This is a genomic window from Sphingobium sp. MI1205, from assembly GCF_001563285.1.
In the GTDB taxonomy this organism is placed as follows: Bacteria; Pseudomonadota; Alphaproteobacteria; order Sphingomonadales; family Sphingomonadaceae; genus Sphingobium.
This window is the reverse complement of the sequence record NZ_CP005188.1, coordinates 1,049,133-1,075,363: the sequence shown is the minus strand read 5'-3', so window position 1 is coordinate 1,075,363 and position 26,231 is coordinate 1,049,133. Positions and strand designations below refer to the sequence as shown.

25 protein-coding genes are annotated in these 26,231 nt (G+C 63.3%); 13 read left to right on the top strand and 12 right to left on the bottom strand.

What is annotated here, in order from left to right; all coding sequences use genetic code 11:
- Positions 1 to 126 precede the first annotated feature (126 nt).
- Together K663_RS05170 and K663_RS05165 are read right to left on the bottom strand one after the other, a co-directional pair.
- Positions 127 to 837, bottom strand: a complete 711-nt coding sequence (locus K663_RS05170) for a response regulator transcription factor (RefSeq protein ID WP_062114956.1) — start codon at positions 835 to 837, stop codon at positions 127 to 129.
- 151 nt (positions 838 to 988) lie between these two features.
- Positions 989 to 1,549: a 3'-5' exonuclease gene (locus K663_RS05165; RefSeq protein WP_083535835.1), complete on the bottom strand. Its 561-nt coding sequence runs from the start codon at positions 1,547 to 1,549 to the stop codon at positions 989 to 991.
- 270 nt (positions 1,550 to 1,819) lie between these two features.
- On the opposite strand from K663_RS05165, the gene K663_RS05160 reads away from it, so the two are divergent.
- Both K663_RS05160 and K663_RS05155 read left to right on the top strand, forming a co-directional pair.
- Positions 1,820 to 2,920 (top strand): glycosyltransferase family 4 protein, encoded by a 1,101-nt coding sequence (locus tag K663_RS05160; RefSeq protein WP_062114953.1) that lies wholly within the window; start codon positions 1,820 to 1,822, stop codon positions 2,918 to 2,920.
- Between the two features lie 10 nt (positions 2,921 to 2,930).
- Positions 2,931 to 5,150, top strand: coding sequence for an amylo-alpha-1,6-glucosidase (locus tag K663_RS05155; protein ID WP_443018999.1), 2,220 nt, complete (start codon positions 2,931 to 2,933; stop codon positions 5,148 to 5,150).
- 24 nt (positions 5,151 to 5,174) lie between these two features.
- Here the strand turns inward: K663_RS05155 and K663_RS05150 are convergent, their stop codons facing one another.
- The 3 genes from K663_RS05150 to K663_RS05140 all read right to left on the bottom strand — a co-directional run bounded on the left by K663_RS05150 (position 5,175) and on the right by K663_RS05140 (position 6,685).
- Positions 5,175 to 5,564 carry a Rap1a/Tai family immunity protein gene (locus K663_RS05150; RefSeq protein WP_062114947.1) on the bottom strand — a complete coding sequence of 130 codons (390 nt, stop codon included), beginning with the start codon at positions 5,562 to 5,564 and terminating at the stop codon, positions 5,175 to 5,177.
- Between the two features lie 39 nt (positions 5,565 to 5,603).
- Positions 5,604 to 6,296, bottom strand: coding sequence for a hypothetical protein (locus K663_RS05145; RefSeq protein WP_062114944.1), 693 nt, complete (start codon positions 6,294 to 6,296; stop codon positions 5,604 to 5,606).
- 86 nt (positions 6,297 to 6,382) lie between these two features.
- A complete protein-coding gene (locus K663_RS05140) occupies positions 6,383 to 6,685 on the bottom strand; it encodes a hypothetical protein (RefSeq protein WP_062114942.1) in 303 nt (100 codons plus the stop codon).
- Between the two features lie 594 nt (positions 6,686 to 7,279).
- Between K663_RS05140 and K663_RS05135 the strand changes: the two genes are divergently transcribed.
- The 5 genes from K663_RS05135 (at position 7,280) to K663_RS05115 (ending at position 11,349) form a co-directional block, all read left to right on the top strand.
- Complete coding sequence (locus K663_RS05135) at positions 7,280 to 7,780, top strand: Hsp20/alpha crystallin family protein (protein WP_062114939.1); 501 nt, start codon at positions 7,280 to 7,282, stop codon at positions 7,778 to 7,780.
- Positions 7,781 to 7,956: 176 nt separating this feature from the next.
- Positions 7,957 to 9,201, top strand: a complete 1,245-nt coding sequence (locus K663_RS05130) for an MgtC/SapB family protein (RefSeq protein ID WP_062114935.1) — start codon at positions 7,957 to 7,959, stop codon at positions 9,199 to 9,201.
- A 98-nt stretch (positions 9,202 to 9,299) separates the two neighbouring features.
- Positions 9,300 to 9,956 carry a DUF6766 family protein gene (locus K663_RS05125; protein WP_062114932.1) on the top strand — a complete coding sequence of 219 codons (657 nt, stop codon included), beginning with the start codon at positions 9,300 to 9,302 and terminating at the stop codon, positions 9,954 to 9,956.
- A gap of 175 nt (positions 9,957 to 10,131) precedes the next feature.
- Entirely contained in the window at positions 10,132 to 10,944 is an 813-nt protein-coding gene (locus K663_RS05120) for a class I SAM-dependent methyltransferase (protein ID WP_062114929.1), read from the top strand.
- Positions 10,945 to 11,091: 147 nt separating this feature from the next.
- The gene (locus tag K663_RS05115) at positions 11,092 to 11,349 is read left to right on the top strand and encodes a hypothetical protein (protein ID WP_062114926.1); all 258 of its coding nucleotides are present in this window, start codon (positions 11,092 to 11,094) and stop codon (positions 11,347 to 11,349) included.
- A 294-nt stretch (positions 11,350 to 11,643) separates the two neighbouring features.
- On the opposite strand, the gene K663_RS05110 is transcribed toward K663_RS05115, so the two are convergent.
- On the bottom strand, positions 11,644 to 14,124 hold the full coding sequence (locus K663_RS05110) for a cation-translocating P-type ATPase (protein WP_235589524.1): 2,481 nt from the start codon (positions 14,122 to 14,124) through the stop codon (positions 11,644 to 11,646).
- 61 nt (positions 14,125 to 14,185) lie between these two features.
- The gene (gene ppsA / locus K663_RS05105) at positions 14,186 to 16,621 is read right to left on the bottom strand and encodes a phosphoenolpyruvate synthase (protein ID WP_062114920.1); all 2,436 of its coding nucleotides are present in this window, start codon (positions 16,619 to 16,621) and stop codon (positions 14,186 to 14,188) included.
- A gap of 201 nt (positions 16,622 to 16,822) precedes the next feature.
- Here ppsA and K663_RS05100 point away from each other — a divergent pair, with 201 nt between their 5' ends.
- Genes K663_RS05100 through K663_RS05085 form a run of 4 tightly spaced genes read left to right on the top strand, consistent with a single transcriptional unit; the run spans position 16,823 to position 21,417 of the window.
- Positions 16,823 to 18,358, top strand: a complete 1,536-nt coding sequence (locus tag K663_RS05100; RefSeq protein WP_201026696.1) for an MBL fold metallo-hydrolase — start codon at positions 16,823 to 16,825, stop codon at positions 18,356 to 18,358.
- Positions 18,359 to 18,369: 11 nt separating this feature from the next.
- Positions 18,370 to 19,041, top strand: coding sequence for an NAD(P)H-dependent oxidoreductase (locus tag K663_RS05095; protein WP_158511155.1), 672 nt, complete (start codon positions 18,370 to 18,372; stop codon positions 19,039 to 19,041).
- A gap of 7 nt (positions 19,042 to 19,048) precedes the next feature.
- Positions 19,049 to 20,536: a thymidine phosphorylase family protein gene (locus K663_RS05090; RefSeq protein ID WP_062114910.1), complete on the top strand. Its 1,488-nt coding sequence runs from the start codon at positions 19,049 to 19,051 to the stop codon at positions 20,534 to 20,536.
- Entirely contained in the window at positions 20,533 to 21,417 is an 885-nt protein-coding gene (locus K663_RS05085; protein WP_062114907.1) for a ribose-phosphate diphosphokinase, read from the top strand. Before K663_RS05090 ends, K663_RS05085 begins: the two co-directional genes overlap by 4 nt.
- 47 nt (positions 21,418 to 21,464) lie before the next feature.
- Here K663_RS05085 and K663_RS05080 read toward each other — a convergent pair whose 3' ends face one another.
- Entirely contained in the window at positions 21,465 to 21,884 is a 420-nt protein-coding gene (locus K663_RS05080; RefSeq protein ID WP_062114904.1) for a CBS domain-containing protein, read from the bottom strand.
- Positions 21,871 to 22,845, bottom strand: coding sequence for a 1-phosphofructokinase family hexose kinase (locus tag K663_RS05075; protein ID WP_062114901.1), 975 nt, complete (start codon positions 22,843 to 22,845; stop codon positions 21,871 to 21,873). Before K663_RS05075 ends, K663_RS05080 begins: the two co-directional genes overlap by 14 nt.
- Before the next feature lie 90 nt (positions 22,846 to 22,935).
- Between K663_RS05075 and K663_RS05070 the strand changes: the two genes are divergently transcribed.
- Positions 22,936 to 23,292, top strand: coding sequence for a hypothetical protein (locus K663_RS05070; protein ID WP_145902236.1), 357 nt, complete (start codon positions 22,936 to 22,938; stop codon positions 23,290 to 23,292).
- A gap of 13 nt (positions 23,293 to 23,305) precedes the next feature.
- Entirely contained in the window at positions 23,306 to 23,437 is a 132-nt protein-coding gene (locus K663_RS25070; RefSeq protein ID WP_256382207.1) for a hypothetical protein, read from the top strand.
- A gap of 3 nt (positions 23,438 to 23,440) precedes the next feature.
- On the opposite strand, the gene K663_RS05065 is transcribed toward K663_RS25070, so the two are convergent.
- From K663_RS05065 to K663_RS05055, 3 genes are read right to left on the bottom strand one after another with little or no spacing between them, the layout of a single operon-like run.
- Positions 23,441 to 24,118 carry a phosphoribosyltransferase gene (locus K663_RS05065; RefSeq protein WP_062114895.1) on the bottom strand — a complete coding sequence of 226 codons (678 nt, stop codon included), beginning with the start codon at positions 24,116 to 24,118 and terminating at the stop codon, positions 23,441 to 23,443.
- The gene (locus tag K663_RS05060; protein ID WP_145902235.1) at positions 24,115 to 24,771 is read right to left on the bottom strand and encodes a dienelactone hydrolase family protein; all 657 of its coding nucleotides are present in this window, start codon (positions 24,769 to 24,771) and stop codon (positions 24,115 to 24,117) included. The genes K663_RS05065 and K663_RS05060 overlap by 4 nt, the downstream gene beginning before the upstream one ends.
- 2 nt (positions 24,772 to 24,773) lie before the next feature.
- Entirely contained in the window at positions 24,774 to 26,117 is a 1,344-nt protein-coding gene (locus K663_RS05055) for an erythromycin esterase family protein (protein ID WP_062114889.1), read from the bottom strand.
- Positions 26,118 to 26,231 lie beyond the last annotated feature (114 nt).

The window sequence follows — 26,231 nt, the reverse complement described above, 5'->3', positions numbered from 1 at the left end:
TTCTCGCTCCTTCTGGTTTGTTGCCGGTCAGGGGGACGGACCAGCGTGACAATGAAGGATAGGAACGCGCTTTTGCTGCGTCGCAGCGGATTTGTTAAATAGTGTGTCTGGCAGGGTTTAATTGCATCAGTGGCGTTCGACGGACGCGCTCAGCATATAACCGGCGCCGCGGACCGTGACGATAGGCGCCGGCCGCCCGCCCCGGCTCAACTTTCGCCGAAGCCTGCTGACGAGCACATCGATACTGCGATCCGACGATGGCGCGTCGCGTACGCCCGCCAATTCCATGAGACGCGCGCGCGCGATGACTGTCTGGGAATGCTCCAGCAATACCGCCAGCAAGGAAAATTCCGCGGCGGTCAGTGCGACCGACTCGCCCTGCTGATCGATCACCTCACAACGGGCGAAATCGACGCGCCAGCCGTCGAAACGCGCTTCGCTGCGCGAACGCAGGCCGATTGCGCGCTCGTTTCTGCTGCGCCTTAACACCGCGCGCAGCCGGGCGGCCAGTTCGCGATTGGAAAGCGGCTTGGTCATATAGTCGTCCGCGCCCAGTTCCAGGCCCACGACTCGATCAACCTCGCTGCTGTTGGTGCTGATGAGGATGATGGGCACATCGCTCCGCTCGCGCACATCACGGCACAGGTCCATGCCGTCCGGGCCGCGCAACGCGGTGTCGAGCACCAAGGCGCCGACCGGCATCGTCGTTATCGCATTCCATATTTCCGACGCCGATCCGGCGGCCACGGCGCGAAAGCCGCTCTGTTCCAGATATTCGCGCAGCTGATGGCGCAAATCCTGCTGTTCCTCGGCAATCAGGATCAATGGTCGACTCATCCGCCCTTCACGGAAATGCCGTGGATGCCGTCAGGGGCCGTTACGGTCGCGACCGAGGCGATAATGAGGAACATTGAAGCCGTCTCCTTCGCGAGCCGTAGCAATTGCGAAGGCTGTAGGCACGGCAAATGTCTCTGAAATATGCCGGATGTTACAAATTGTTGCCATAGCTCATCGAGGCGGCGCGCTGCATCGCCATTATCGGCGGCATCGGGACGGCCGATCCGGGAGCGACATGGCCGAGCAGGGTGGAAAGCCAGGCTGCGTCGGACGCGGCCCGGTGTCGCAACGGGTGACGAGCGTCGGCTTGGGCGACTGCCGCCACAATGCACTCATCCCGTGCGCCATATTCGTCGAGCAGACGGGACACATGGTCGATGGCGAAGGGCGCCGGTTCGCCAGCCGCACGCGAAAGCGTTTCCAGCCAATATTGATCGATATGGCTGTCGGCGACCACCCGGCGTCCGTCCACCGCCGCGACGAGCCGGTCAAAGACGGCTTCAACCGGCAATCCCTCTCGATAAAGCCTTTCAAGCGTCAGGCCATGCAAGGCCTGCGCCTGAGCAGTCCAGTCCCATCCGCGCCAGCTTTCATGCGGGCGGATCAGCCAGCTTTCGCTCCAGCCGTCGACCGCGACACCCACCTCAATTGGGAAAGATCGCCCATGCCGGGGCAGACAGGACGCTTCGAAATCGATCGCCAGGATAGTCACACTATTCTCCTGCTTCTTCAGGCCATATCCCCCCTTACGAAACGGCCCGCCAGTTCATCGCGCGCCATGCCAACCGACTATGTCACCCGAAAGTCAGTCGCCGCGACAATGATGCGAGCGGCTCCCCAGCCGGGACGGGCCGAGGCGGTTGCGACGAAATCGTTCGCCGTGCGGCCAACGCATGCAACCCGATCACCTCTGGCGGCTTTAAGCGGTGTCAGTCGCATCGTTCGAAATCGGGGGCGTTCGATCAACCATGAGGATCGCTGCATGAAAATCGCTCAAATTGCCCCTCTTGCCGAAAGCGTGCCACCCAAGCTCTATGGCGGCACCGAACGTATCGTTTCCTATCTGACAGAGGCCCTTGTCGATCAGGGTCATGACGTCACTCTGTTCGCGAGCGGCGATTCCGTCACCCGCGCGGAACTGGTGCCGGTGGCCGAGATGGCCTTGCGGCTCAATCCACATGTGCGCGATCCGATTCCCTATCACGTCATGCTGCTGGAAGCGGTGCGGCGACGGGCCGACGAGTTCGATGCGCTGCATTTCCACATCGATCTTGTGCACATGCCATTGGTTCAGGACATTATCGGCAGATGCGTCACCACGCTGCACGGTCGCCTTGATCTGCCCGACCTGCCCGCATTCTACCGCACCTTCCCGCATCACAGCCTGGTGTCGATATCCGATCACCAGCGCTCGCCGATGCCGCCCGTGAACTGGGCGGGCACCGTCTATCACGGACTGCCTTCCGACCTTTTGCCTGCCCGTATCGGCGGGGATGAGGGCTATCTGGCGTTCCTCGGCCGGATATCGCCGGAAAAGCGGCCCGACCGCGCCATCCGCATCGCCGCCCGATCAGGCAAGACGCTCAAGATCGCGGCGAAGATCGACAATGTGGATCGGGACTATTGGGAGAAGGAGATCGCCCCCCTCGTCAACCAATATCCCAATGTCCAGTTTATCGGTGAGATCAACGAAGCGCAGAAGGCGGGTTTCCTGGGCGGCGCAAGTGCGCTGCTGTTCCCGATTGACTGGCCCGAACCGTTCGGCCTGGTCATGATAGAGGCAATGGCCTGCGCCACGCCGGTCATCGCATTCCGATGCGGATCGGTGCCGGAGGTTATCGACCATGGCGTGTCGGGCTTCATCGTGGATAATGAGGATCAGGCCGTCGAAGCCGTTGCACGGCTTGGCGAATTGGACCGCCGCGGGGTGCGTGCCGCCTTTGACGCACGTTTCACGGCAGAACGGATGGCGGCGGACTATGTGCGGCTTTATCGTGCCCTGCCCGGCGCACGGACCGACGCCGCGCGGCTTCGGCGAGAGCGCGGGGAGGAAACGGAGCTTCACCTTCAAGCGGTCGGATAAGGAGAGTCGCATAATGGCGAGCCAGTTGCAGCCAGAGGCCCTGGTAACCGAACCGGCAAAGTCCCTGTCCCAGCAACAAACCCAATTCTTCATTCCCGCAACGGCGTCGCTCCATGAGCGGCGCCCGCGGACGTTGAAGCATGGGGACAGTTTCGCCGTCTTTGATCATAGCGGAGACGCGATCGCGGGACCGGGCAGCCCGGAGGGGCTGTATCATCGGGATACGCGGCATTTGTCGCATCTGTACCTGACGGTCAACGGATCGCGACCGATCCTGCTCAGTTCAGCCCTGCGCGACGATAATGCGATGCTGACATGCGACCTTACCAACCCCGATTTCGCGGGCGATGATGGTCGGGTGGCAGTGGAGCACGACCTGATCCATCTGCGCCGCACGCGCTTTCTTTGGAAGGGCGCGGTTCATGAACGGATCACGATACGAAATTTCGACACCGAACTCAGAGCGGTAAGGATCAACATCGCCTTTGCCGCCGATTTCGCCGACCTGTTCGAAATTCGCGGCATGACCCGGCTGCGCAAGGGCGAGATGAAGCCGCCGGTCGTCGGCGACGCTGATGTGCTGCTGACCTATGAAGGGCGCGATGCACGCAGGCGTGAAACCCATCTGTGCTTCGATCCGCAACCACAGGTGCTTACCGACAGTCATGCGGCGTTCGAAGTGACCGTGCCGCCAGGCGAACGGCGCACGTTGTACATGCGCATCGCGTGCGAGCGCCAGGAATTGCTCCCCACCCCCTTTTCGCGCCAGTTCCTGAAAGCGCTGCGCGAATCCATGCAATCGTTGAAGCAGGCGCGCGCGCGTGGAGCCTCGGTCAGGTCGTCCAACGCCCTGTTTGATGAGGTGACGCGCCGGTCGGTCGCCGACATCAGCATGCTGTCGACCGATACCGAACATGGCCCTTATCCCTATGCGGGCATTCCCTGGTTCAGCACGGTTTTCGGACGCGACGGCATCATCACCGCGCTCGAAACGCTGTGGATGGACCCAGAAATCAGCAAGGGCGTGCTGGGCTATCTGGCGAAGCATCAGGCGACGGCTTTCGACGCCGCTGCCGACGCTGAACCCGGCAAGATCCTGCACGAAGTGCGCCATGGCGAAATGGCGGAACTGGGCGAAGTGCCGTTCCGCCATTATTATGGCAGCATCGATTCAACGCCTTTGTTCGTCATGCTGGCTGGCGCTTATCTGGAACGCACAGGCGATGCTGACTTCATCGCCACGCTGTTGCCGCACGTGGAGGCGGCGTTGCAGTGGATCGACGAGCATGGCGACCGCGATGGAGACGGCTTCGTCGAATATGGGCGACTGACCGATCAGGGCCTCCAGAACCAGGGCTGGAAGGACAGCCATGATTCCGTTTTCCACGCCGACGGGTCGATCGCGCACGGGCCGATCGCGCTCGCCGAGGTGCAGGCCTATGTCTATGGCGCGTGGAGAGCAGCCGAAGCTATCTTTTCCGCCCTGGGCGACAGCGCACGCAGCCAACATTATGAGGGGCGTGCCGACCGTTTCCGCGACCTTTTCGACGCCGCCTTTTTCGACGCCCAGCTTGGCACCTATGTGCTTGCGCTGGATGGGGAGAAAAAGCCCTGCCGTGTCCGGTCATCCAATGCGGGGCATGTGCTGTTCACCGGCCTGGCGCTGGAGAAACGGGCGGAATCAGTGGTTCGGACGCTCATGGCTCCAGCGTCCTTTTCAGGATGGGGCGTGCGGACGATCGCGTCCACCGAAGCGCGCTATAATCCCATGAGCTACCATAACGGCTCGATCTGGCCGCATGACAATGCCCTGATCGCAGCAGGCTTCTCACGCTATGGCTACAGGCAGGAGGCCGCGAAGATATTCGAAGGGTTGTTTGCTGCGGCCACCTATGTCGATCTGATGCGGTTGCCGGAGCTGTTCTGCGGATTTCCCCGCCGTCGCGCGCAGGGGCCGACTTTCTATCCGGTCGCCTGCACCCCGCAGGCCTGGTCGGCCGCTGCGCCGCTGTCATTGATCCAGTCCAGCCTGGGCTTGGGTTTCGACGTGGCGACTTCGGAAATATCGTTGCAGCAACCCGCCCTGCCCCGCTTCCTTCAGGAACTGAGGCTTTATGGCTTGCGCGTGGGCGATGCGTCCGTCGACATCGCGTTCGACCGCATGGACGACAAGGTGGTGGTAAAGCCGCTCGACCGGACCGGCTCTGCAAGAGTGGTGACGATCAGTTAGCGCACGTGTCCGATGCGGCCCGGTTCAGCGTCTGGATTTCGCCTTGCCCTTCGGACAAGGCCATGCCTTGCGCGTCGCTGCGAATACCAGGGTTGAAGCAGATTTGTCCCGTTCCTTCGCATTGGCGAGCAGGTAATCGACGGTAGCCTCTCTAAGCTGACCGACGGTTACTTTGCCGGGGATGCAGCTTTTGAGCTTATTGACCTCACGCGTGGTGTTGAAGGCATCGACCGCGCCAGTGATGTAGGCGACGCATTCATATGTCTTTTCCAGATAATCCGGGGTCGCGCGCTTGGTCGTGCAGATTTCCAGCAACTGCTCACCGGAATAGAAACCGGCCGAGGCTGGAGCGGCGGAAAGGCCAATCGCTGCAACGGCCGCCAGAGGGAGCGCCGTCCGAAACATCATATCCATTCTCTCCCGGAGCATTTCCGATTACCGCCGCCACAATCTTCACATTGTTGAGGTGAGAAAGGGCTGCACCCGTATCGGTGGAAAAACCTCCTCAAGCGACCTGGTGTCGGGCAGCACATAAACATAGCCGCCCTTCCGCCGAAGCAGCTTGCGGAGATGGCCATTATAAAATGCCTTGGGCACGTTGATGCAGCCGAATGTTATGCGGTTGTCCTCTATCGTGGGCGACAATATCCGGGCGCGGCGGCGTTCCTTGGGATTTCCGCTTGGAATGGTGTGCAGCGCCACCGACGTCGCATAATCGACCCACAGCACTTTCTGGTTTCCGGCAGCCAGCCCGAACTTCGCCAGAAAACGGCCAGCAGGCGTCGTCTTTTCAGCGGGGCCTATCTCCGCCAGGCTTTTTTTGCCGACGCCCGGCGTGGCGTCATCCCCTGCGGCGATACCGATCAGTATCGGGGCGTCGGCAACATTTTTGCCCTTCGCGTCGAACAGGAAAGCGCGGGCCGCAACCTTGTCGATGATGACATAGGGAAGCGATCGGTTGTCTCCAGTGGCGGCGATCCAGTCCATGACTCGCGTCGCCGCCTCTGATCTCGTCGCCATTTGCGGCTGAGGGTCGCCGCTTTCCCGCCGCACATCGGATGCCGTTGCCTTGACGCCATCGGCAGCGCGGGCCGACATCGAACCACAAAGGGCAAGCGCGGCCAGGGCCGCGTGGAATTTAATCATCTGGGACGCACTCACGGAAAAAGCCGACGCCCCAGAAGGGCGCCGGCACGCAATCCCTGCCCGAAGGCAGCGAAAGATCGCAGTTGTCAGTTACGCGCGCGCTTGCGGCGGGTTTCCTGCAGCCTCTGTTCGACGCCATCGACACGGGCGTTGAGCTGATCCAGCCGCTGGCCGTTATTCTGAGCCTGACCAGACGCGGCCTGCGCTTCTGCCAAAGCCTGCTTTGCGGTGCCGTCGGTAGCCTGCAATCTCGCGTCGAGCGCATCGACCCGCTGGTTCACGGTGGCAACCTGCTCACGCACGAACCCCTTTGTCGCGCAGCCCGCCAGGCCCAGGGAGCCGACGAGAACCACGAGAACAGGGGCTATTTTCATTAAAGGCTGCGACATCAAATTCTCCCAAAACACTTTGCCCCCGTCAATTTCCCAAGCGGAGCGCCTGTGAGATGACAATATGTTTCTGTCTAACGGTGCATTCGCCCGGTTGAACGGAACAGTCCGGTTATGGCCCGTGCCGATCGGGATAGGTTGATCCGCACTTTGCGCTGGCAAACATATTCTGGATATCGATGCCGTAGTCGGCAAAAAGCGGCCGCACGACCGTCAGCGCACAGCGGGCTGAGCGACGCCAACCCGCCCGCGCAATTGTCTCGCGCCATGGCGATCTACAATCTGGGCATCACCATCGGCGGGAGCCTGGCCCTGCTGGTGAGTGGCCTTTATTCTGGTGGCGCCTCCTTGCCCTGCTTTGGCATCTGACGCGTTCCCAATGGTTCTGGGTGATGATGAACGCCATTTTGCAGGGTGATCTGGGTTGAACCACCCGGTGCGGCCCAGGCGGGCCGTGCCTGCGTAACTCTACCTATAGAAGCGGACAGCCCCTTGGCCGAAAATTGCACGGCAAGATCTGGCAAGGAGGATCGCTCGACGAGCGGGACCGTCTGATCTTCGGCAAATAAATCAATGGAATAAAGGAGAAGGACTGTGGCTGACTATCGTTCCCTCATTCCCTTTGGCCGGGGCAACCTGCTGCGCGGCAATTTCGATCCCTTTGGTGATTTTCGCAAAGAAATGGACCGTCTGGTCGATGATCTGGGCCGCGGATGGCCATCGCAGAGCGGTGACGGCAAGAGCTTTCTCTTGCCCAAGGTGGACATCGCGGAGACCGAAACCGGCCTGGAACTGACGGCCGAACTGCCCGGCTTCGACGAAAAGGACGTCTCGCTCGACATTCAGGAAGGCGTCCTGACCGTGAAGGCCGAACATAAGGAAGAGCGCGAGGAAAAGGACGAGAAGAAACATTATCATCTGATCGAACGCAGCCAGGGCAGCTTCCTGCGCCGCTTCGCCCTTCCGTTCGAGGCTGACCCCGACAAGGCCAGCGCTCATCTGGAAAAAGGATTGTTGAAGGTATCGGTGCCCCGTCTCGCAACGGAGGCGAAGAAGCCGCGCCAGATACCGGTGGGTTCAAAGCAAGCCGGATGAAGCAGGTCGATGCGATCGCGCAATGATCCTTTCATGATGCTATGAAGGGGGGATGAACCTTATTGCGCTTTCGCCGCTGACGTCGGCGCTGCTGGCGGCAGCGACAGCCGCCGATGTACAGATTTCGATGCTGGACGACCGGATCAGCAAAACCGTCGTCAGGACGCGGTGACGTCATGTTCGACATCGCGCATCCATATCTTTCCCTGATCGCATCCGTCGCCGTTGGATTGCTGGTGGGGCTAGAGCGTGGCTGGACCCAACGGGATTTCGGCAAGGGCCGCAGGGTTGCGGGCTTTCGCACATTTGGACTGATAGGATTGCTGGGCGGACTTGGCGGGATCGCGCCGGACATGATCGCCGCCATTCTGGGTGCCGGGATCGCGGCCATTCTCACCGTGGGCTATGCCCGAACCATCGATCAGGATCATCTGTCCGCAACGACGACAGTCGCGGGCCTTTTGACGTTCGCGGCAGGCTTTTGCGCAACGCGGATCTCGCCCACATTTGGCCTAGCCACCGGCGCGGCGATCTTTGCGATCCTCAGCGCGCGGCAATCGATGCACGCCCTGCTCAGGGGAATGGACGAGAGCGAGATAGAAGGCGTTTCCCGCTTCCTGCTGGTTTCCCTCGTCATCCTGCCGCTGCTGCCCGATGCCGCCTACGGCCCCTATGACGCCTGGAACCCCCGCAAAATCTGGATGGTGGTGGTCTTCGTCATGGGACTGTCCTTTGCCGGTTACGCTGTCTCGCGACGCTTCGGCCGCGACCGGGGCGTGTTGGCGGTGGCGCTGACCGGCGCCATCGTCTCCTCTACCGCAGTCACCGCCGACTATGCCCGACGACTGCGGGATGAGCCGGATGGGCGCTCTCTATTGTCCGCTGGCATTGCGGTCGCATCCATCGTGATGTTCGTGCGGGTTCAGCTTGTCGCGCTCGCCCTCGTCCCCCGCGCATTGCCGACGCTGGCGCTGACCATGGCGCCGGCCACGCTGGTGGGGGTCGCCTTCGCCCTGATCGCCTGGCGCGCGCAGGGGAAGTCGAGTGACGGGAGCGCGATATCCAATCCGCTGGGCTTCACGCCTGCGCTGCTGCTGGCCGCCCTCGTTGCCGCGCTTTCTCTCGCCGCGCGATGGGCGTTGGAGCATTTTGGACAGCAGGGCATGGCGGTCGTCCTGACGCTCACGGGCATTTCGGACGTGGATGCGGCGGTGATGACGATGGCGGGGCTTCCCGCTCACCTGCTCGACGACCGCACGGCCGGGCTGATCCTGGGGGCCGCCGTCCTCGCCAACACGTTCGCCAAGGCGGTCATTACCATCGTCATCGGCTGGGGCCATGGCGGGATCAGGGCCTCCATGCCCCTTCTGGCCGCCATGGCGGCGGCGGGCGCGAGCCTTATCGGGTGGATGACGTTATGACGTTATGATGGGGTTGCGCCCGGGCGCGACCGCATAGGCGGCCGGAGCCATTATAATCCCTTCGGCGTTTTCACTTCGAAAACTGACGGGAGAGCGCAATGCGCATGCTTCGAGACAATGGACTGACGATCGTCCTGATGCTGCTGTTCGCCGGTACCATATTGGGGCAATGGATCGCGGGTTGGCATGTCCAGGTGGAAGATGCGCAGCGTCACGGCGAAACCGTCCTTTCCCCCGCTGCCTATCTTTTCAGCCCCGAATTCCTCTCAAGCGTGTTCGAGAATTGGGAAAGCGAATTTCTCCAGATGTCGGCCTATGTCGTGCTGACGGCGTTCCTTATCCAGCGTGGTTCGGCTGAATCAAAGGATCCGGACGGCCCCGCCCGTGACGAAGATCTCGATCTTCAGGCGAGCAAGCCCGGTTCCCCGCGCATATTGCGTCGAGGGCCGCTTTGGCGAGCCCTTTATGCCCGCTCGCTGGGATTGGCGCTGGCTATCCTGTTCGTCATATCCTTCATCATCCACTGGACGCAAAGCGCCCGCGCCGCAGCACAAGAAGCGCTCGCCCATGGCGAGCAGCCGCTTACCACATTCGCCTATCTGGGCGATCCGCAGCTGTGGTTCGAATCCTTCCAGAACTGGCAAAGCGAGTTTCTCTCGACGGCGGTGCTCGTGGTCCTGTCGATTTTCCTGCGGCAACGGGAGTCGCCAGAGTCGAAAGGGGTTGCAGCGCCCCATGCGCAGACCGGCCAGTAATGCCGGGTCGCATTGCAATTGGACGACAGGTCTTTGCCGGGGCGGCACGTGCCCTTGAACCCCGTCAAGCCCCTGAACAAACTCGATAGGCAGGCAGGGCAGGCCATCGCACGCTTGCGCTTCGCCGACGCAGGCGGCACATCAGTGTGATCGCCGATGAATGAGAGGATCCCCGATGAACCGTCTCGCGCGCACGTGCCTGCTATTGACCGCCATTGCCGTCCCCGCCCTGCCCCTCGCCGCGCAGCATGAGGGCCACACGATGCCGCAGAAGGCCGATCCGATAGCGGCGGCAGTTGCCGCGCCAAGCCGGAGCGCCACCAACACGGCGCGCGACAAATATCGCCACCCGGCTGAAACACTGGCCTTTTTCGGTATCACGCCGGACCAGACGATTGCTGAATATAGTCCGGGTGGCGGCTGGTACACCGAAATCCTCGCCCCCCTGCTGCGCGAAAAGGGGACATTATATGCGCTCCAGCCATCGGGTCGCTATCTCGACGGCTACCGGAAGTTTCTCGCCGCGAAGCCGGATGTCTATGACAAGGTGAAGCTGGTTCCCTACCCGGAACAGACGACCACGATCCCGGCCGGCAGCGTCGATACGCTGCTCACCTTCCGCAATGTACACAATATGGTCATGGCAGGAACGGAGGCGGCGACCTTCAAGGCTTTTTACGATCTTCTGAAGCCCGGTGGGACGCTGGGCATCGTCGATCACCGCTTGCCCGAAGATCGGGACAGCGCGCTTGAAAAGAAAAGTGGCTATCTCAAGACCTCGACCGTTCGCGGCCTGGCCGAGGCCGCAGGCTTTGAATATGTCGGCGGATCGGAAATCAACGCCAACCCCGGTGATACGGCGGACTGGCCGAAGGGTGTCTGGACGCTGCCTCCCACGCTCAGCAATGGCGATATGGACACGGCGAAATATCTCGCCATCGGCGAAAGCGACCGGATGACACTCAAATTCAGAAAGCCCGCAGGGTAGCGTAAGGATGCTGTTGGCCCATGAGCAGCCTCATTCCGGCTGCTCAGCCATCTGCCTTCCCAATAGCCGACACAGCGAGAGTTGATTTGGCCTTTCCATTTTCTGTCCGAAACCGATAGGCGCCATTGGTCAGCCCGGAGTTGCCCCATGACCGACCATCCCACGTCCGCCATCCCCTGGGATCAGCCCGCCACGTTGATCGACCTTGAAGGACGGGCGCCTCTCATCGGAACCATTCGTGACTGCGCCCAGCATTTCGCGATATTCAAGCCCCATGCGCGCGAACAGGCCCGCGTTCTCCTGACCCAGCCGATCCATCGCGTGGGCCGGAAGACCCGCACCTGGATTCTGGAGCCTTTCGAAATTGAGCAGTTGGCGGATCGGCTGCGCGCGGAAACGCACTGACCTGACGGGCCAGGCCGACGACTACACCTGCGCCTACGCCAGAAAGTCTTACTCCGGCGCGACCGCCGCCTTTGCCAGCCGATGCATCATCGCCCGGAACTCGGCCAATTGCTGCGGATTGGCGGGATCATAGGACCGGTCAGGCCCCAGCTGACCCCGTTGCAGACATAGTGCAACGCCCAGCCGCGACCATGCTGAGCAACAGCATCGCAGACACCTGCGCCAAATGTTCTGACGACGGACACGCAGCACTGCGATAGCGCAACGACTGCGTCATCGCTGGCCTGCAAGAAGCTATCGCTGCCAAGCAAACCTTCCCCTCTGCCATTTGACGATTTCGCACAAACTCAAAAGCACAATCGGCAGCAGAACCACGAAGGCCAGATCCTGTAATTGGAACGCAGAGAAGTGGAGAATGCGGCGCAGCGGCGCCAGCCAGAGAATCGATGCGCAAGCGGCCAGCACGGCAGCCACAACATAGCTCAGCGACGCATTGTTCCGCCGGAGTGCTACCTTCAGCGAAGTACTGAAGGAACGGGTCACTAGCACCAGCGCCAAGATGGATCCGACCAGTGCGAAGAAAAGCAGCGATCTCACCCGATCGGGCGCAAATCCCCAGTATGTCGCGCCCAACTGAAGTCCAAACAGCAGCGCGAAAGCAATCCCGCCATAAAAGATGCTGGGGAGGACCAGCCCTGCCGAAAAGAGGCGTTCGGTCGGATTACGCGGCGGCCGCTGCATAATGCGGTCTTCTTCTCGTTCGGCTTCAAAAACGAGCGCGCAAACCGGATCGATGATCATTTCCAAAAGCGCGATTTGGATCGGCCCCAGCAGGAGCGGCAGGCCCAGCAGCAGCGGCGAAACGGCTAGCCCGGCGATCGGCACATGCACGGCGAAGATGAAGCCGATAGCCTTGCGGATATTGTCGTAGATGCGGCGGCCCAAGCGGATAGCCACGACGATTGCGCCAAAGTCATCCTCCACCAGCACGATGGCCGCCGCCTCGCGCGCCACATCCGTACCGCGCTTACCCATGGCGATGCCGATGTCGGCCGCTTTGAGCGCTGGAGCGTCATTGACCCCGTCCCCTGTCATCGCCACCACTTCGCCCGCAGCCTTGAGCGCCGACACGATGCGCAGCTTCTGTTCCGGCATGGTGCGGGCGAATATCGCGACATGCTTCACCCGCGCGCAGAGGTCAGCATCGGACAGCGCCCTAACCTCATCGCCCGTCATGATCCCACCCGGCCCGATCCCCGCCTGTGCAGCGATCGCCTGTGCGGTGACAGGATAGTCGCCAGTGATCATCACCACCCGGATTCCGGCTGCGCCGCACTGGGCGACCGCCTCTGTCACGCCAGCCCGCAGCGGATCGGACAGGCCAACCAGCCCCAGCAGCGTGAAATCATGCATTTCATGCCCCTTGGACAGATCAGCGCCAGATGCGTGGGCTGATGCGACGCCCAGAACGCGAATGCCGCGCGCCGCCATAGCCTGCGCCGCCTGGTCAAGAGCCTGACGCGCCTCCGTATCGAGGCGGCACAGCCGCGCGATCGCTTCTGGAGCGCCCTTGGCGGCCACGGTCAACGGCTCTCCCTCTCCCGATGACCGCCACACATTGGACATTGCCAGCAGGTCAGGGCGCAGAGCATTCGTGTGCACCAGCTGCCAGTCCGCACGGGCGGGAAGTCGGGTCTCCCTGGCGATGCTGTGGAATGCGACCTCCATAGGATCGACCGGCACCGGAGCGCTCGCGAGCGCCGCCGCCCCGATCAAGTCATGAAAGTCAGGATGCGGCGCTCCTTCGCCAATGCCCGTCGCCGCTCCCGACGGGAGCCAAAGCTCCGTCACGGTCATCCGGTTCTGCGTCAGCGTCCCCGTCTTGTCGGTGCACAGGACCGTTGCAGCCCCCAAAGCCTCAATCGCCGATGCCCGCCGGGTCAGCACGCCCACCTGCGCGATGCGCCACGCGCCCATTGCCAGAAAGATGGTCAACACCACTGGAAATTCTTCCGGCAACAGCGACATGGCGGTAGCGATCCCCGCCAGCAGCGCCGCCATCCAGTCACCGCGCAGAGAACCATAAAGCAGCACGACCAGCAGGGCCACGCTCACGCCGCCCGCGGCGCACAGGCTCACCATCCGCGCCGTTTCCTTTTGAAGGTGCGGAACCTGCGTCTCCAAAGTCTCCAGAAACCGCCCGATCTGACCGATGCGGCTGCGCAGGCCGGTCGCGGTGACGCGCGCAATCCCACTGCCGCGCGTGACTATGGCGCCAGAAAAAAGGTGGGGTGTATGGTCCCCGCCTGGCTCCGCCTGTTCGGGATCGCGCGCCTGCGCCGCGCGCTTGGCAACAGGCACCGCTTCCCCGGTCAGCAGGGATTCGTCCGCTTCCAGCGCCTGCGTTTCCAGCAGCAGCGCATCCGCCGCAATCCGGTCGCCAGCATCCAGCACCAATATGTCGCCGGTCACCACCTCGCGCCCTGCTATGCGTCGCGCTTCCCCATCGCGTATCACTAACGCGCGCGGCGCCGACAGGTCGCGCAACGCTTCCAGCGTTCGTTCCGTGCGCGCCTCCTGCACGATGGTAATGAAGATGGACAGACCAGCAAAGCCCAGCAGGATCAAAGCCTCTGCCTTGTCGCCCAGCAGCAGGTAGATGCCCCCTGCCGCCAGCAGCATGGCGAACATGGGCTCCCGCAGGACCTCCAGCGCGATCCTGAACGGCGTGCGCCGCGCTGGCTTTGGCAGCTCATTGGGCCCTTCGGCCGCCATCCTCTCCCGCACTTGCGAGGCGGACAGGCCAGTCAGCTCAGGTCGCGCAGAGGCGGCCATCTCACGTCCCAGGGGCTGCTCGCTTCGCTTCCGCCTCAGCCACGCATTTCAGCGTCGCCACGAAGCTGTCCGGGTTCAAGGATATGCTGTCGATCCCTTCGCGCACCAGAAATTCGGCGAAGTCGGGATAGTTGCTCGGCGCTTGCCCGCATATTCCGACCTTTACCCCCGCTTTGTGCGCACGAGCGATCAAATCCGCGATCATATGCATCACCGCCGGATCCCGCTCGTCGAACAACGGCGCGAGCAGATCGGAATCGCGATCGACGCCAAGGACCAGCTGGGTCAGGTCGTTGGACCCGATCGAAAAGCCGTCGAACCGGGCAGCGAATTGCTCCGCCAGCACCACATTGGCGGGAATTTCAGCCATCATGTAGAGCTGCAACCCTCGCTCACCCCGCATCAGGCCGTGGCGCGACATTTCGGTGATGACCTTGTCCGCTTCGGCGATCGTCCGGCAGAAGGGGATCATCACGACGATATTTTCAAAGCCGATCGCCTCCCGCACAAAGCGGATCGCGCGACACTCCAGGGCAAAGCCGTCCCGATAGCGCTCATGATAATAGCGGGACGCGCCCCGGAAGCCGAGCATCGGATTTTCCTCATGCGGCTCGAACGCGCCGCCGCCCAGCAGATGGGCATATTCATTGGTCTTGAAGTCGGACAGCCGCACGATCACCGGATGGGGGTGGTGCGCGGCCGCGATCTTCGCGATGCCCCGACCCAACGTCTCGATGAAATAGTCGCGCGGATGGTCATAGCCCTTGGTGAGGGCTTCGATCTCCCTGCGCTCAGCCGCATCCTGTACCTGATCGGGATGGGCGAGTGCCATCGGATGGACGCGGATGAGATTGCTGATGATGAACTCCATCCGCGCGAGCCCGACGCCGCGCGAGGGCAGCCGCCACCAGCGGAAGGCGCTGGCCGGGCTTGCGACGTTCAGCATCAGCTCCGTGCGCGCGGTGGGCAGGCTGGAGGTCTCAACCTCTTCGGCAACAAAGGGCAGGCGGCCGGGATAGACATGCCCGCGATCGCCCTCCGCGCAGGACAAGGTGATCTCCTGTCCGGGGCTTAGGCGGCTGGTGGCATCGCCAGCTCCCACGATGGCGGGCACGCCCAGTTCGCGGCTGACGATCGCCGCATGGCTGGTCGGCCCGCCATGGTCGGTGACGATCCCCGCCGCGCGCCGCATCACCGGCACCCAGTCGGGATCGGTATTGTCGGTCACCAGGATCGCGCCATCGACGAAGTTCGCAATGTCATCGGTGCTGCGAATGACGCAGGCCGCGCCCGAAGCGATCGCATCGCCCACCGCCGCCCCGGTGACGATCGGTGCGGGCGCCTTGCTCGTCAGCCGCCAAGTCTTGAGCGCCGTCGCGGATCGCGAACCATGCACCGTTTCGGGCCGCGCCTGCACGATGAACAGCTTACCGCTCTCACCGTCCTTGGCCCATTCCATGTCCATCGCGCAGCCATAATGCCGCTCGATCAGCACGGCCCAGCGGGCCAGCTCCAATATCTCCTCGTCCTCCAGCACATAATGCTCGCGCTCATGGCGGCTGCATTCGACCAGCTCCGTCCGCGCGCTGCCGCCGGTCGCATAGACCAGCTTCTGTGCCTTCGCTCCGACCCGTTCCTCGACGATCGGCTTCAGCCGCCCGTCCGACAGGAACGGCTTGAACACCATATAGCTGTCCGGATCGACCCGCCCCTGCACCACCGTCTCGCCCAGCCCCCAGGCCGCGCTGATGACCGCGACGCGCGGAAAGCCTGTCTCCGTGTCAATCGAGAACATGACTCCCGACCCTGCAAGGTCCGACCGCACCATGACCTGTATCCCGATCGACAGCGCGATCTGCAAATGGTCGAAGCCCTTGGCCTCGCGATAGGATATCGCCCGATCGGTGAACAGCGATGCAAAGCAGCGGCGGCAGGCGTCGAGCAGCGCCCGCTCGCCCACGACATTCAGGAAGCTTTCCTGCTGCCCCGCAAAACTCGCGTCCGGCAAATCCTCCGCCGTCGCGCTTGACCGCACCGCCACCGCCGCCTCGCGCTTGCCAGCCTTGCGCGACAATTCCCGATAGGCCGCCAGGATCGGCTCAGCCACGGAAGGCGGCAACTCCGCGTCCAGGAACAGCCGCCGCGCGCCCTCGCCCGCATCATGCAGCGGCATCGCGCCGCTCCGATACTGCGCCACGATGCCCGCCAACCGATCGCCGATCCGGTTATGCTCCACCAGCGCGCGATAGGCCGACGCCGTGGTCGCAAAGCCCGGCGGCACCGCTATGCCAGCGCCACCCAACACCGAAACCATTTCGCCAAGGGAGGCATTCTTGCCGCCCACCCGGCCGACATCGCCCCTTCCGATCGCGTCGAACCAGAGGATCACCTCATCCTTGAGAGGCTGGGGCGGCTTCGTTGGTGCTTGGCTACTCATCCGCTTACTGTGCGGAGGCGCTCAACCCCGCGACATTAGGAAAGATACGGATGCGTCGCCCCATCAGTATAACTACGGACTGCCTCCCCCGCCCGTTGGTCTATTCATGGTAGCCTGAATGCAACAAGACGGAGAGACGGCGTGAGCCCTGCCATGACCCTGACATTTCACGGCGCGGCTGGCACCGTCACGGGCTCCTGCATGGAATTGCGCTTGGACGAACGGGCCATCCTGATCGACTGCGGCCTCTTCCAAGGATCGCGTACCCTCGAAACGCTGAACCATGGCGCATTCAGCTTCGACCCGGGCAAGATCGACGCGGTCGTCCTCACCCACGCCCATATCGACCATTGCGGCCTGCTCCCCAAACTCGCGGCACAAGGGTTCGACAAGCCGGTCTGGTGCACGCCGGCCACCTCCGACCTGCTCGAATATATGCTCGCCGACGCCGGGCGCATCCAGGAAAGCGAAGCCGATCGCCGCAACCGCCGCCGCGACCGGGCGGGCGAAAGCCGTTTCGAACCGCTTTATACCGAAGAAGACGCAATCAATGCCTGGCGTCTCTCCCGTCCAACGCCACTCTGCCAATGGTTCGATCCCGCCCCCGGCTTTCGCGCCCGTTTCTGGAACGCCGGACATATTTTGGGCGCTGCCTCGGTGGAGATAGAGGCAGCAGGCATGCGCCTCCTCCTGTCTGGCGATCTTGGCCCGATCAACAAGGCTTTTCACCCTGACCCACAATCCCCGTCAGGCATCGACCATGTGGTCTGCGAAGCCACTTATGGCGACCGCACGCGGGAAAAGTTCACCATCGAACAGCGCCGCACCCAGCTGGAGGCGGAGATCAAGGACGCCCTGTCGCGCGGCGGCAACCTCATCATCCCCAGCTTCGCGCTCGAACGGACGCAGGAACTGCTGCTTGACCTCGCCAAGCTGGCCGACGCCGGCCGTATTCCCAACGTACCGATCTTCGTCGACTCCCCCCTTGCCAGCCGCGCGACAAAGGTGTTCGCTGCCCATGCATCGGAACTGGAGGACACCGGGGGCGAAAACGTCTTCCGCCATCCGTCCATCCACTATGTAGAGGATGTGGCGGAATCGATCCGCCTGAACAGAATCAGCGGCGCGATCATCATGGCCGCGTCGGGCATGTGCGAAGCAGGCCGCATTCGCCACCACCTGAAGCACAATCTGTTCCGCCGGGATTCCACCATCCTGTTCGTCGGCTTTCAGGCGAAGGGAACGCTCGGCCGCGTCCTGCTCGACGGCGCCGAGCGCGTGCGCATTTCGGGCGAGGACGTCAATGTCCGCGCCCGCATCCGCCGGATCGACAGCTATTCCGCCCATGCAGACCGGGATGAACTGCACAGCTGGATCAGCGCGCGCAGGCCGATCAGCGGCAGCCTGTTCCTCGACCATGGCGAACCCGAAGCCGTCGCGTCGCTACGCACCTTGACGCAGGGGGACGACCCCGCAGCCAGCATCATCGCCCCGCAGATCGGCGAAGTCTATGCGCTGGAACTTGGCAAGGCCGCCCGCCGCATCCAGACGGGCCGCATCGACATGGAGCAGCTTAGCGGCCCCGACTGGCAGAATGACTATGCCGACTTCATCACCCATCTGAAACAGCATCTCGGCCGCATCCGCAGCCAGCGCGCCCGCCGCGAAGCGCTGGCGCAGATGCGGCGCGTGCTCGACGCCTATCAAGAAGCGAAGCAGCGCCAGTCCGCCAAATGAGGGACATGCCCATGCCCAGTGATCCCCTGTCTCCCATCCGTCACGCGGTGGTGCTCGCCCATCCCGATCCCCGCAGCTTCAACGCCGCCATCGCCCATACCTATTGCGAGGCGGTCGAAGCGGCGGGCCAGCAGGCGATCCTGCGCGACCTCTACGCCATGAATTTCGATCCGGTGCTGAAAGCACAGGAGCGCCCGGACCGCAGCGACTTCCGCCTCTCCCCTGACGTGCAGGCGGAACTCGCCATCATGTGCGGCGCCAATGTCACCACCTTTGTCTACCCCGTCTGGTTCGGTATGCCGCCCGCCATTCTGGTCGGCTATATCGACCGGGTGCTGGGTGCGGGAACGACCGTGGGACAGGTCCAGCATGGGGCTGGCCAAGGTTTGCTCGACAACGGCCATCTGTGCGCCATCACCACCTCAGGCGCGCCGCAGGAATGGCTGGAAGCGCAAGGCCAGACACAGGCGCTGCGCGAACTGGCCGGAACCTACCTGTTCCGCGCCTTCGCCATGCATTCGACCCAGGCGCTGCACATCGGCAATGTCGTGGAGGGCGCGCCTGCCGACTTCATCGAGGACAATCTTGCCCGCGTGCGCCAACGAGCGACGAGCATCTGCGCCCGTGTCGCGGAGGAACTGCACGGCACCCCGCTTCCGCCGCAGCTGGGCGACGGCAGCTGATCCCCCCATGCTGACGATCAAGCGCCTCGCCATCGACACCCACCCGGAAAACACCGCCTTCCTGCTGCGCGAGAGTAACGGCTATTCGGCCGAGCAATTTCAGGCCCTGCGCAAGATTCGCATAAGCGACGGCACTGCCGAAATTCTCGCCACTCTCGCGCTGGTGGATGAACTCGCGATGTTGAAGCCAGGGGAAATTGGCCTGGGTGAGCAGGCCTTCCGGCGGCTCGCCCTGCCCGAAGGAGCCTCCGTCGCGATCGAACAGGCGATGCCGCCGCCCAGCCTCGAATTTGTCCGGCGCAAGATTGACGGCGACACGCTTCAGGATGACGAAGTGTCCGCCATCATCCGCGACATCGCCGCCCACCGCTATTCACCGATGGAGATCGGCGCGTTCCTGGTCGCCTGCGCCGGGTTCATGAGCACGCAGGAAACCCTGGCCGTCACCCGCGCCATGGCCGACGTCGGCAACCGCTTCGACTGGAAAGCCCCGCTCGTCGTCGACAAACATTGCATCGGCGGCATACCCGGCAACCGCACGTCGATGATCGTGGTGCCGATCGTGGCGGCGCACGGCCTCATCATGCCCAAGACATCGTCGCGCGCGATCACCTCCCCGTCCGGCACCGCCGACACCATGGAAGTGCTGGCAAATGTGGACCTGTGCGAAGAGGCGATGCGCTCGATCGTTGCGAAGGAAAAGGCCGTGCTCGCCTGGGGTGGCAAGGTGAACCTGTCACCCGCCGACGATGTGCTGATCTCGGTCGAACGTCCGCTGCGAATCGACACATTCGATCAGATGGTCGCTTCCATCCTGTCGAAAAAGCTGGCCGCAGGGTCCACGCATCTGGTCCTCGACATACCGCTCGGCCCTACCGCCAAGGTCCGCACGCAGGATGACGCCGTTCGGCTGCGCAAGCTGTTCGAACATGTGGCGGACAAGATCGGCCTCGTGATCGACATCGTCGTCACCGACGGATCGCAGCCCGTGGGCCGTGGCGTCGGCCCGGTGCTGGAGGCGCGCGACGTCATGGCCGTGCTGCGCAGCGATGCCGACGCGCCACAGGATCTTCGCGAACATGCGTTGTTCCTCGCGGGCCGCGTCCTCGACTTTGATCCTGCGCTGCGCGGCGGCCGGGGCTATGCGCGGGCGATGGACCTGCTCGCTTCGGGCAAGGCGCTCGCCGCCATGGAACGGCTGATCGACGCGCAGGGGCGACAGCCGCTGAAGTTTGCCCTCGGCGACCATATCCATGAAGTGCTCGCCACGCAGGAAGGGCGGGTAAGCGCGATCGACTGCCATCGCATCGCGCGCATCGCCCGTCTTGCCGGTGCGCCCATGGACAAGGGCGCGGGCATAGACCTGCTGCACAAGGTCGGCGCGCAGGTGCGCAAAGGCCAGGCGCTCTACCGCATCCACGCCCAGTCGCGCACAGGGCTAGGCTTCGCGCGGGATCTGGCGACGGAAGACTCCGGCTATGAGGTGACACGGTGAGCGCGGTCATCCTTGCCTTCGTGGATAGCATGGCGGCGGCGGGCAGGCTGGGCGCGTCGCTCGACCTTCCAGTCCATGAAGTCACCGTTCATCGCTTCCCTGATAATGAATCCCTGATCCGCATCCCCGCGTCGGCGCAGACCGTCATCCTCTACCGTTCGCTCGACAACCCTGACCACAAGCTCATCGAACTCGTGCTCGCCGCCTCCGCCGCACGGGACGGCGGCGCGGAACGCGTCATCCTCGTCGCGCCCTATCTCGCCTATATGCGGCAGGACAAAGCCTTCCACCCCGGCGAAGCGGTCAGCCAGAAAGTCATAGGCGGCCTGCTCGCCAGCTATTTCGATGGCTTGGTCACGGTCGATCCACACCTTCACCGCGTCGCGAACTTGTCTGAAGCCATTCCCGGCATCCCGGCCCTCAGCCTGTCCGCAGCCCCCCTCCTCGCGGCGCTGATCGATCCCAAGGACAACCCGATCATCATCGGCCCGGACAGCGAATCTCGCCAATGGACGGAAGCGATCGCTAGACCGCTCGGCCTCGAAACGCTGATCGCCACGAAGCAGCGCCTTGGCGACCGGCAAGTTAGCCTGACCATTGCAGAAGTGGAGCGCGCAAAGGGCCGCCGCGCCATTATCGTCGATGACATGATCTCCAGCGGCCGCACACTGGCGGAGACGGCAAAATTGCTGCGCCAAGCGGGCGCCACTTCCGTCGAAGCCATCGCCACCCACTGCCTCGCCGATCCCGACGATTTGGCCTTCATGGCCGCTCAGGGGATCGACCGCATCGTCAGCAGCGACAGTATCGATGGACCAACCAGCAAGGCAGCGCTCGCCCCTCTCATCACCCGCGCGTTGAGGGACAATGGGCTGGCTTAGATCACCCGAGCACCAACGCCCGTTCGGGCCGAGCTTTTCGAAGCCCTCTACTCCCCCAACAACGCCCGCAAAATATCCGCCCGGCTGATCAGCCCCACCAGCTTGCCATGCCCGATGACCGGCAACCGCTTCATTCCATGCCGTTCCATCAGTGCAATGGCCTCCTCAATCGGGGCATCGCCATCGACGCTGATCAGCGCGGTCGTCATGATTTCGGCCACGCGCCGCTCTTCCAGTTCCCGCGTCGCGCTGCCCACACCCGACCGGGCGAGTTCCTCAAGCCGGAATCCCTCCCCATCACGCCGGAAGAAATCGCCTTCGGACACTATGCCGCGCAGCTTCCCGTCCCCGTCCACCACCGGCAGCGCGCTGATGCGATGGTCGCCCATGCACCGGATCGCGTCCGCGAGTGAGCTGTCCGGCGTCGTCGTCGCCGCGCCCAGCGTCATGATATCACTGGCTTTCATGCGCCTGCTCCTTATCCATGGTTTGGGAAACGTCGACCTGGGGCACCAGCGCCAGCAATCGATCGACATCCGCGCGATGGCAAAGGTCGGTGCCCGGCGTCAGCACCGCCGCCGTGCCAGCGGCAACGCCAAGCCGGAAGGCTTCGAGCGGGCTTTGCTCACACCCAAGGGCGAACACCATCGCCGCCAGGAAACTGTCGCCTGCCCCAACGGCGCTCTTGGCCTCGACGGGGATCGCGGGCAGCCGCCAAGTGCCAGACCGGCTTGCCAGCAGCGCGCCGTCGTGGCCCATCGTCACGGCGACATGCTCCGCCCTGCCGCTGTCCACGATCTCCCGCGCCGTCGCTACGATCTCGTTTTCCTCAGCCAACGCCTTGCCGGTCAGCTGCCGCAACTCGCCAATACTCGGCTTGATAAGGTACAGCCCGCCCCCGCGCACCGCGGCGCGCAGCGATTCGCCCGAACTGTCGAGGATGATGCGCATTCCATGGCGCTGCCCCAGCAGGCAGACGCGGCAATAGAAGTCCTCCGGCACGCCCGGCGGCAATGATCCGCTGATGACCAGATAGTCCGCCTGCGCCCCGTCCAGATGATGGAGCGCCGCCTGCCATTCCTCGGCGGTAACCTCCGGTCCTTTGGGAACGACACGATATTCCTTGCCCGTCTCCTGTTCGTAGAGCGACGTGCTGATGCGGGTATCGCCCTTGATCGGAATGCGGAAACGGACCAGCGCATGCTTGTCCAACAACCCGTCGAGCGCGCAGCCGGTAGCGCCGCCCGACAGATAATAGGCCCGCGCCGTACCGCCCAGCCGCGCAATCACCCGCGCCACGTTGATACCGCCGCCGCCCGGATCATAATGTTCCTGCCGCGTCCGCATCTTGCGCGTGTGAAAGACCCGGTCCGTCTCATAGGCGACGTCGATCGCCGGGTTCATCGTCAGGGTGATGATCCTCTTCATGCGAAAGAGGCTATCCGCCCCTCTCCGCCACCGGTATAAGTATATGTCCCCATTGGTCCCGTGCCCCGTGCATGGGAAAAGGGGATGCTCATGGAACAGGAAGGATCGGCTGCGATGCGGACATTGGCTATACTGGCGACGGCGCTGCTTGTTGTCGCGTGCGAGCCCGCCAAGGATGGCGAAGCACCAGCACCCGACACGAATGCGGCGGGCATGAACTATGCCGCCGAGGTCGCCGCCTTACCCAAACAAGCCCGCGACGCCGTCTTCTTCCGCGCCATCCGGGACGCGGGCCTGTCGTGCCAGAAGATCATCGACAGCAGTCCCATGCCGGATGCGGCGCCGCCCGCCATAATGTGGCGCGCGCAGTGCGAGGACAGGGCCTATCACCTGATCCAGATCCAGCCCAACGGATCGGCGGTCGTCACCAGTCGCACCACGCCCTGATGCGGCGCGGACCGTGCGCTACTGGACCGTCGTTGCTGCCCTTGCCTTCGCGCTGATCCTTGCTGTCCTCATACTGCAACTGATCGGCGTGGAATGGCTGTGGGTCATCCTCAACGGTATCATGCAGCACGAATTGCGCTGGTAGCCATCAAGCCGACTGGCCGCTCCGCAACGCTCGCATGTCGTTCAGCAGCTTCACCACTTCCTCGTCGCTCGTCTGGTCAAACACGACATAATGCGCCCCCACCGCATAGAATGGGTAGGGCTCATAAAGGCATATCACCTCGTCGCACTCCGCGCGCAGCTCCGCGATCATATTGGCCGGCGCCACCGGCACCGCCAGGATCAGCCGCGCAGGATGCGCCTTGCTCAACCCCTTTAGCGCCGCCTTGACCGTACCACCCGTGGCAATCCCGTCATCGACGATGATCACCGTGCGCCCGGCCGCCGCTATCGACTCCCGGTCGCCCAGATAGGCCCGCCGCCGCCGATCGATCTCAGCCAGCTGCTTGCGCATTTCGGCCCGGATATATTCAGGCGTCGGCCCCAGTTGCCGCACGACATCCTCGTTGAGGACAAGCTGCGGGTTCGCCCCATCGACGACCGCGCCGATGCCCAGTTCCTCATATCCCGGCGCGCCCAGCTTGCGCACGAACAGCAGGTCAAGATCTGCATTGAGCGCTCTCGCCACCTCGAACGCCACCGGCACTCCTCCACGCGGCAGCGCCAGGATCAGCGGATGGTAATCGGCAAAACGGCCCAGCGCCTTCGCCAGATGCAGGCCCGCGTCGCGGCGATCATGGAATAGCATGGATTGCCCCATCATCGCGCCTCCTCCTTCAGGTGAGAAATGAACCAGCGGGCAGCAAGATCGATCACCTGGTCCAGCGTGCCGGGCTCCTCGAACAAATGGCTCGCGCCCGGCACGACCACCAGCTCCGACGGCGCCGTCATCAGCGCCTTCGCATCATGATTGAGGCCCAATACATCCTGGTCCAGGCTGCCGACGATCAGCAGCGTGGGAGCCGTCACGCGCTCCAACGCCGCCGCACCCGCCAGATCCGGCCGCCCGCCGCGCGAGACGACTGCGGCGGCACGATCGCCCGGCATGGAGGCCGCGATGATTGCCGCCGCCGCGCCCGTGCTCGCGCCGAAATAGCCGATCGGCAGAACCCCCAGTTGCGGCACGTCCTCCGCCCATTGCGCCGCCTCGCGCAATCGCCCGGCGAGCAACGACACGTCGAACACGTTGCGGCGGTCCCGCTCCTCCTCCGGCGTGAGCAAATCGACCAGCAACGTCGCCATGCCCACGCGGTTGAGACCGGCGGCAACATGCTGGTTGCGTGGCGAGTGCCGCCCGCTGCCGCTGCCATGGGCGAATATCACCAGCCCAGTGGTATTTGCCGGCACGTCCAGGAATCCGGACAGGCGATGCCGCCCAATGACCACATCATGTCTGTTCGTAATAAGCTCTGTCATGATCATAATCCAAAAGGCCAGGTTTCCGGCGCGCCATGCGGCCGTTCGGCACCCAGCGGCTCGACCGCCGTCGTTTGCTCGAACCACACCCACGCATCGAACTGCTCTGCCATTACGGCCTCGAAATAATGGCTGAGACGCTCGGTCTCGGGCCGGTAGATAACGCCTATGGCGCGCTCCAGCAGCGGCTGGCCCAGCGCCTCGCGCAGCTCCTCCTTGCCCGCCCCGCGCCAGTCGGTCAGGCCGCGCGCGACGCCAGTGCGGCGGAAGGCATGCTCATAGCTGTCGGGCCGCGCCGGGCGGACGGTCTTGATCTCCATCGTGCTGCCCCAATCGCTCGCCGCCGCGACCAGGCCTGTGTCCGTGCCGAACCCGATCGACACCGCATCCTCGCCATGGGCGAGGCGGCAAAGCTGCCCGATGTTGAATTCACCCTGCCATCCCATCGCCGTGGCGGCGGCATTGCCGATATGGCTGTTATGCGCCCAGATGACCGCTTTCGTGCCGCTGCCGCGATGGGCCATCAGGCTTTGCAGCGTTTCGAACATGTGCCGGTCGCGCAAATTCCAGCTCTCGGTAGAGCTGCGATACATGGCCCGATAATATCGTTCCGCCGCCCGCACGATGCGTGCATTCTGATAGGCATCGAACCACGCCTCGCCATCCTGTTTCAGCAGGTCCAGCCGCTGGTTCAGCAGTTCGCGAAGCTGCGCCACGACGCCGTCCTCGCACCCCTTGCCGCCCGACAGCATGACCTGACGGCCATATCGGGCGGGCTCATCCTGCCATGGCGTCAGGCACCCATAGCGGCGGCGTGCCTCCGCCGCTTCCTGCGGATCCGCCTTGTCCAGATAGGCCAGCACGGCATGGATGGATTCGCTCAAGGAGTAGACGTCCAGCCCGTGGAAGGACGCTTGCCGCTGTTCCTCCAATCCCTGATTATGCCCGCGCAGCCAGTCGGCAAAAGCCAACACTTCCTGATTGCGCCACATCCATGTCGGAAACCGGGCGAACACATCGCCCTTCCTTGGGCGCGGCGCCTGATGCCGGACATAATCGTCAATGCGTGCAGCATCGGGCCAGTCGGCCTCCACCGCGACCAGTGTAAACCCATGCCGCTCGATCAGCCGCCGCGTGATCGCCGCCCGCGCACGGTAGAATTCCGACGTGCCATGGGTCGCTTCACCCAGCAGGACGACGCGCGCATCCCCGAACCGGTCGAAAAAACGTCCGAACGCCTCCACCTCGTCAGGCGATGGCAATGGCTCGGCATGGCGGCGCAGCACTTGCACCAGCTCATCGGGCGCTTCCATGGTCGAATGGCGGGACGGCCTTGCCTCATTCATTATCTTCCTCCCACATAATCGCTGAAAGGTCGAAGGGCCGCAGTTCGACCCAGCTGCCATGATCCCACAATCCGTGCCCGGCGACATTGGGGATTATACGAGGTGGTTCGCCGC

What these genes read in the sequence shown, in the direction of transcription:
- K663_RS05080 (WP_062114904.1), bottom strand. Translation starts at nt 21,884, where the DNA reads ATGAAAGCCAGTGATATCATGACGCTGGGCGCGGCGACGACGACGCCG.
- K663_RS05125 (WP_062114932.1), top strand. Translation starts at nt 9,300, where the DNA reads ATGCGCATGCTTCGAGACAATGGACTGACGATCGTCCTGATGCTGCTG.
- K663_RS05070 (WP_145902236.1), top strand. Translation starts at nt 22,936, where the DNA reads ATGGAACAGGAAGGATCGGCTGCGATGCGGACATTGGCTATACTGGCG.
- K663_RS05145 (WP_062114944.1), bottom strand. Translation starts at nt 6,296, where the DNA reads ATGATTAAATTCCACGCGGCCCTGGCCGCGCTTGCCCTTTGTGGTTCG.
- K663_RS05130 (WP_062114935.1), top strand. Translation starts at nt 7,957, where the DNA reads ATGTTCGACATCGCGCATCCATATCTTTCCCTGATCGCATCCGTCGCC.
- K663_RS05100 (WP_201026696.1), top strand. Translation starts at nt 16,823, where the DNA reads ATGGAATTGCGCTTGGACGAACGGGCCATCCTGATCGACTGCGGCCTC.
- ppsA (WP_062114920.1), bottom strand. Translation starts at nt 16,621, where the DNA reads ATGAGTAGCCAAGCACCAACGAAGCCGCCCCAGCCTCTCAAGGATGAG.
- K663_RS05060 (WP_145902235.1), bottom strand. Translation starts at nt 24,771, where the DNA reads ATGACAGAGCTTATTACGAACAGACATGATGTGGTCATTGGGCGGCAT.
- K663_RS05120 (WP_062114929.1), top strand. Translation starts at nt 10,132, where the DNA reads ATGAACCGTCTCGCGCGCACGTGCCTGCTATTGACCGCCATTGCCGTC.
- K663_RS05170 (WP_062114956.1), bottom strand. Translation starts at nt 837, where the DNA reads ATGAGTCGACCATTGATCCTGATTGCCGAGGAACAGCAGGATTTGCGC.
- K663_RS05110 (WP_235589524.1), bottom strand. Translation starts at nt 14,124, where the DNA reads ATGGCGGCCGAAGGGCCCAATGAGCTGCCAAAGCCAGCGCGGCGCACG.
- K663_RS05065 (WP_062114895.1), bottom strand. Translation starts at nt 24,118, where the DNA reads ATGATGGGGCAATCCATGCTATTCCATGATCGCCGCGACGCGGGCCTG.
- K663_RS05095 (WP_158511155.1), top strand. Translation starts at nt 18,370, where the DNA reads ATGCCCAGTGATCCCCTGTCTCCCATCCGTCACGCGGTGGTGCTCGCC.
- K663_RS05075 (WP_062114901.1), bottom strand. Translation starts at nt 22,845, where the DNA reads ATGAAGAGGATCATCACCCTGACGATGAACCCGGCGATCGACGTCGCC.
- K663_RS05140 (WP_062114942.1), bottom strand. Translation starts at nt 6,685, where the DNA reads ATGTCGCAGCCTTTAATGAAAATAGCCCCTGTTCTCGTGGTTCTCGTC.
- K663_RS05090 (WP_062114910.1), top strand. Translation starts at nt 19,049, where the DNA reads ATGCTGACGATCAAGCGCCTCGCCATCGACACCCACCCGGAAAACACC.
- K663_RS05055 (WP_062114889.1), bottom strand. Translation starts at nt 26,117, where the DNA reads ATGAATGAGGCAAGGCCGTCCCGCCATTCGACCATGGAAGCGCCCGAT.
- K663_RS05115 (WP_062114926.1), top strand. Translation starts at nt 11,092, where the DNA reads ATGACCGACCATCCCACGTCCGCCATCCCCTGGGATCAGCCCGCCACG.
- K663_RS05150 (WP_062114947.1), bottom strand. Translation starts at nt 5,564, where the DNA reads ATGGATATGATGTTTCGGACGGCGCTCCCTCTGGCGGCCGTTGCAGCG.
- K663_RS05160 (WP_062114953.1), top strand. Translation starts at nt 1,820, where the DNA reads ATGAAAATCGCTCAAATTGCCCCTCTTGCCGAAAGCGTGCCACCCAAG.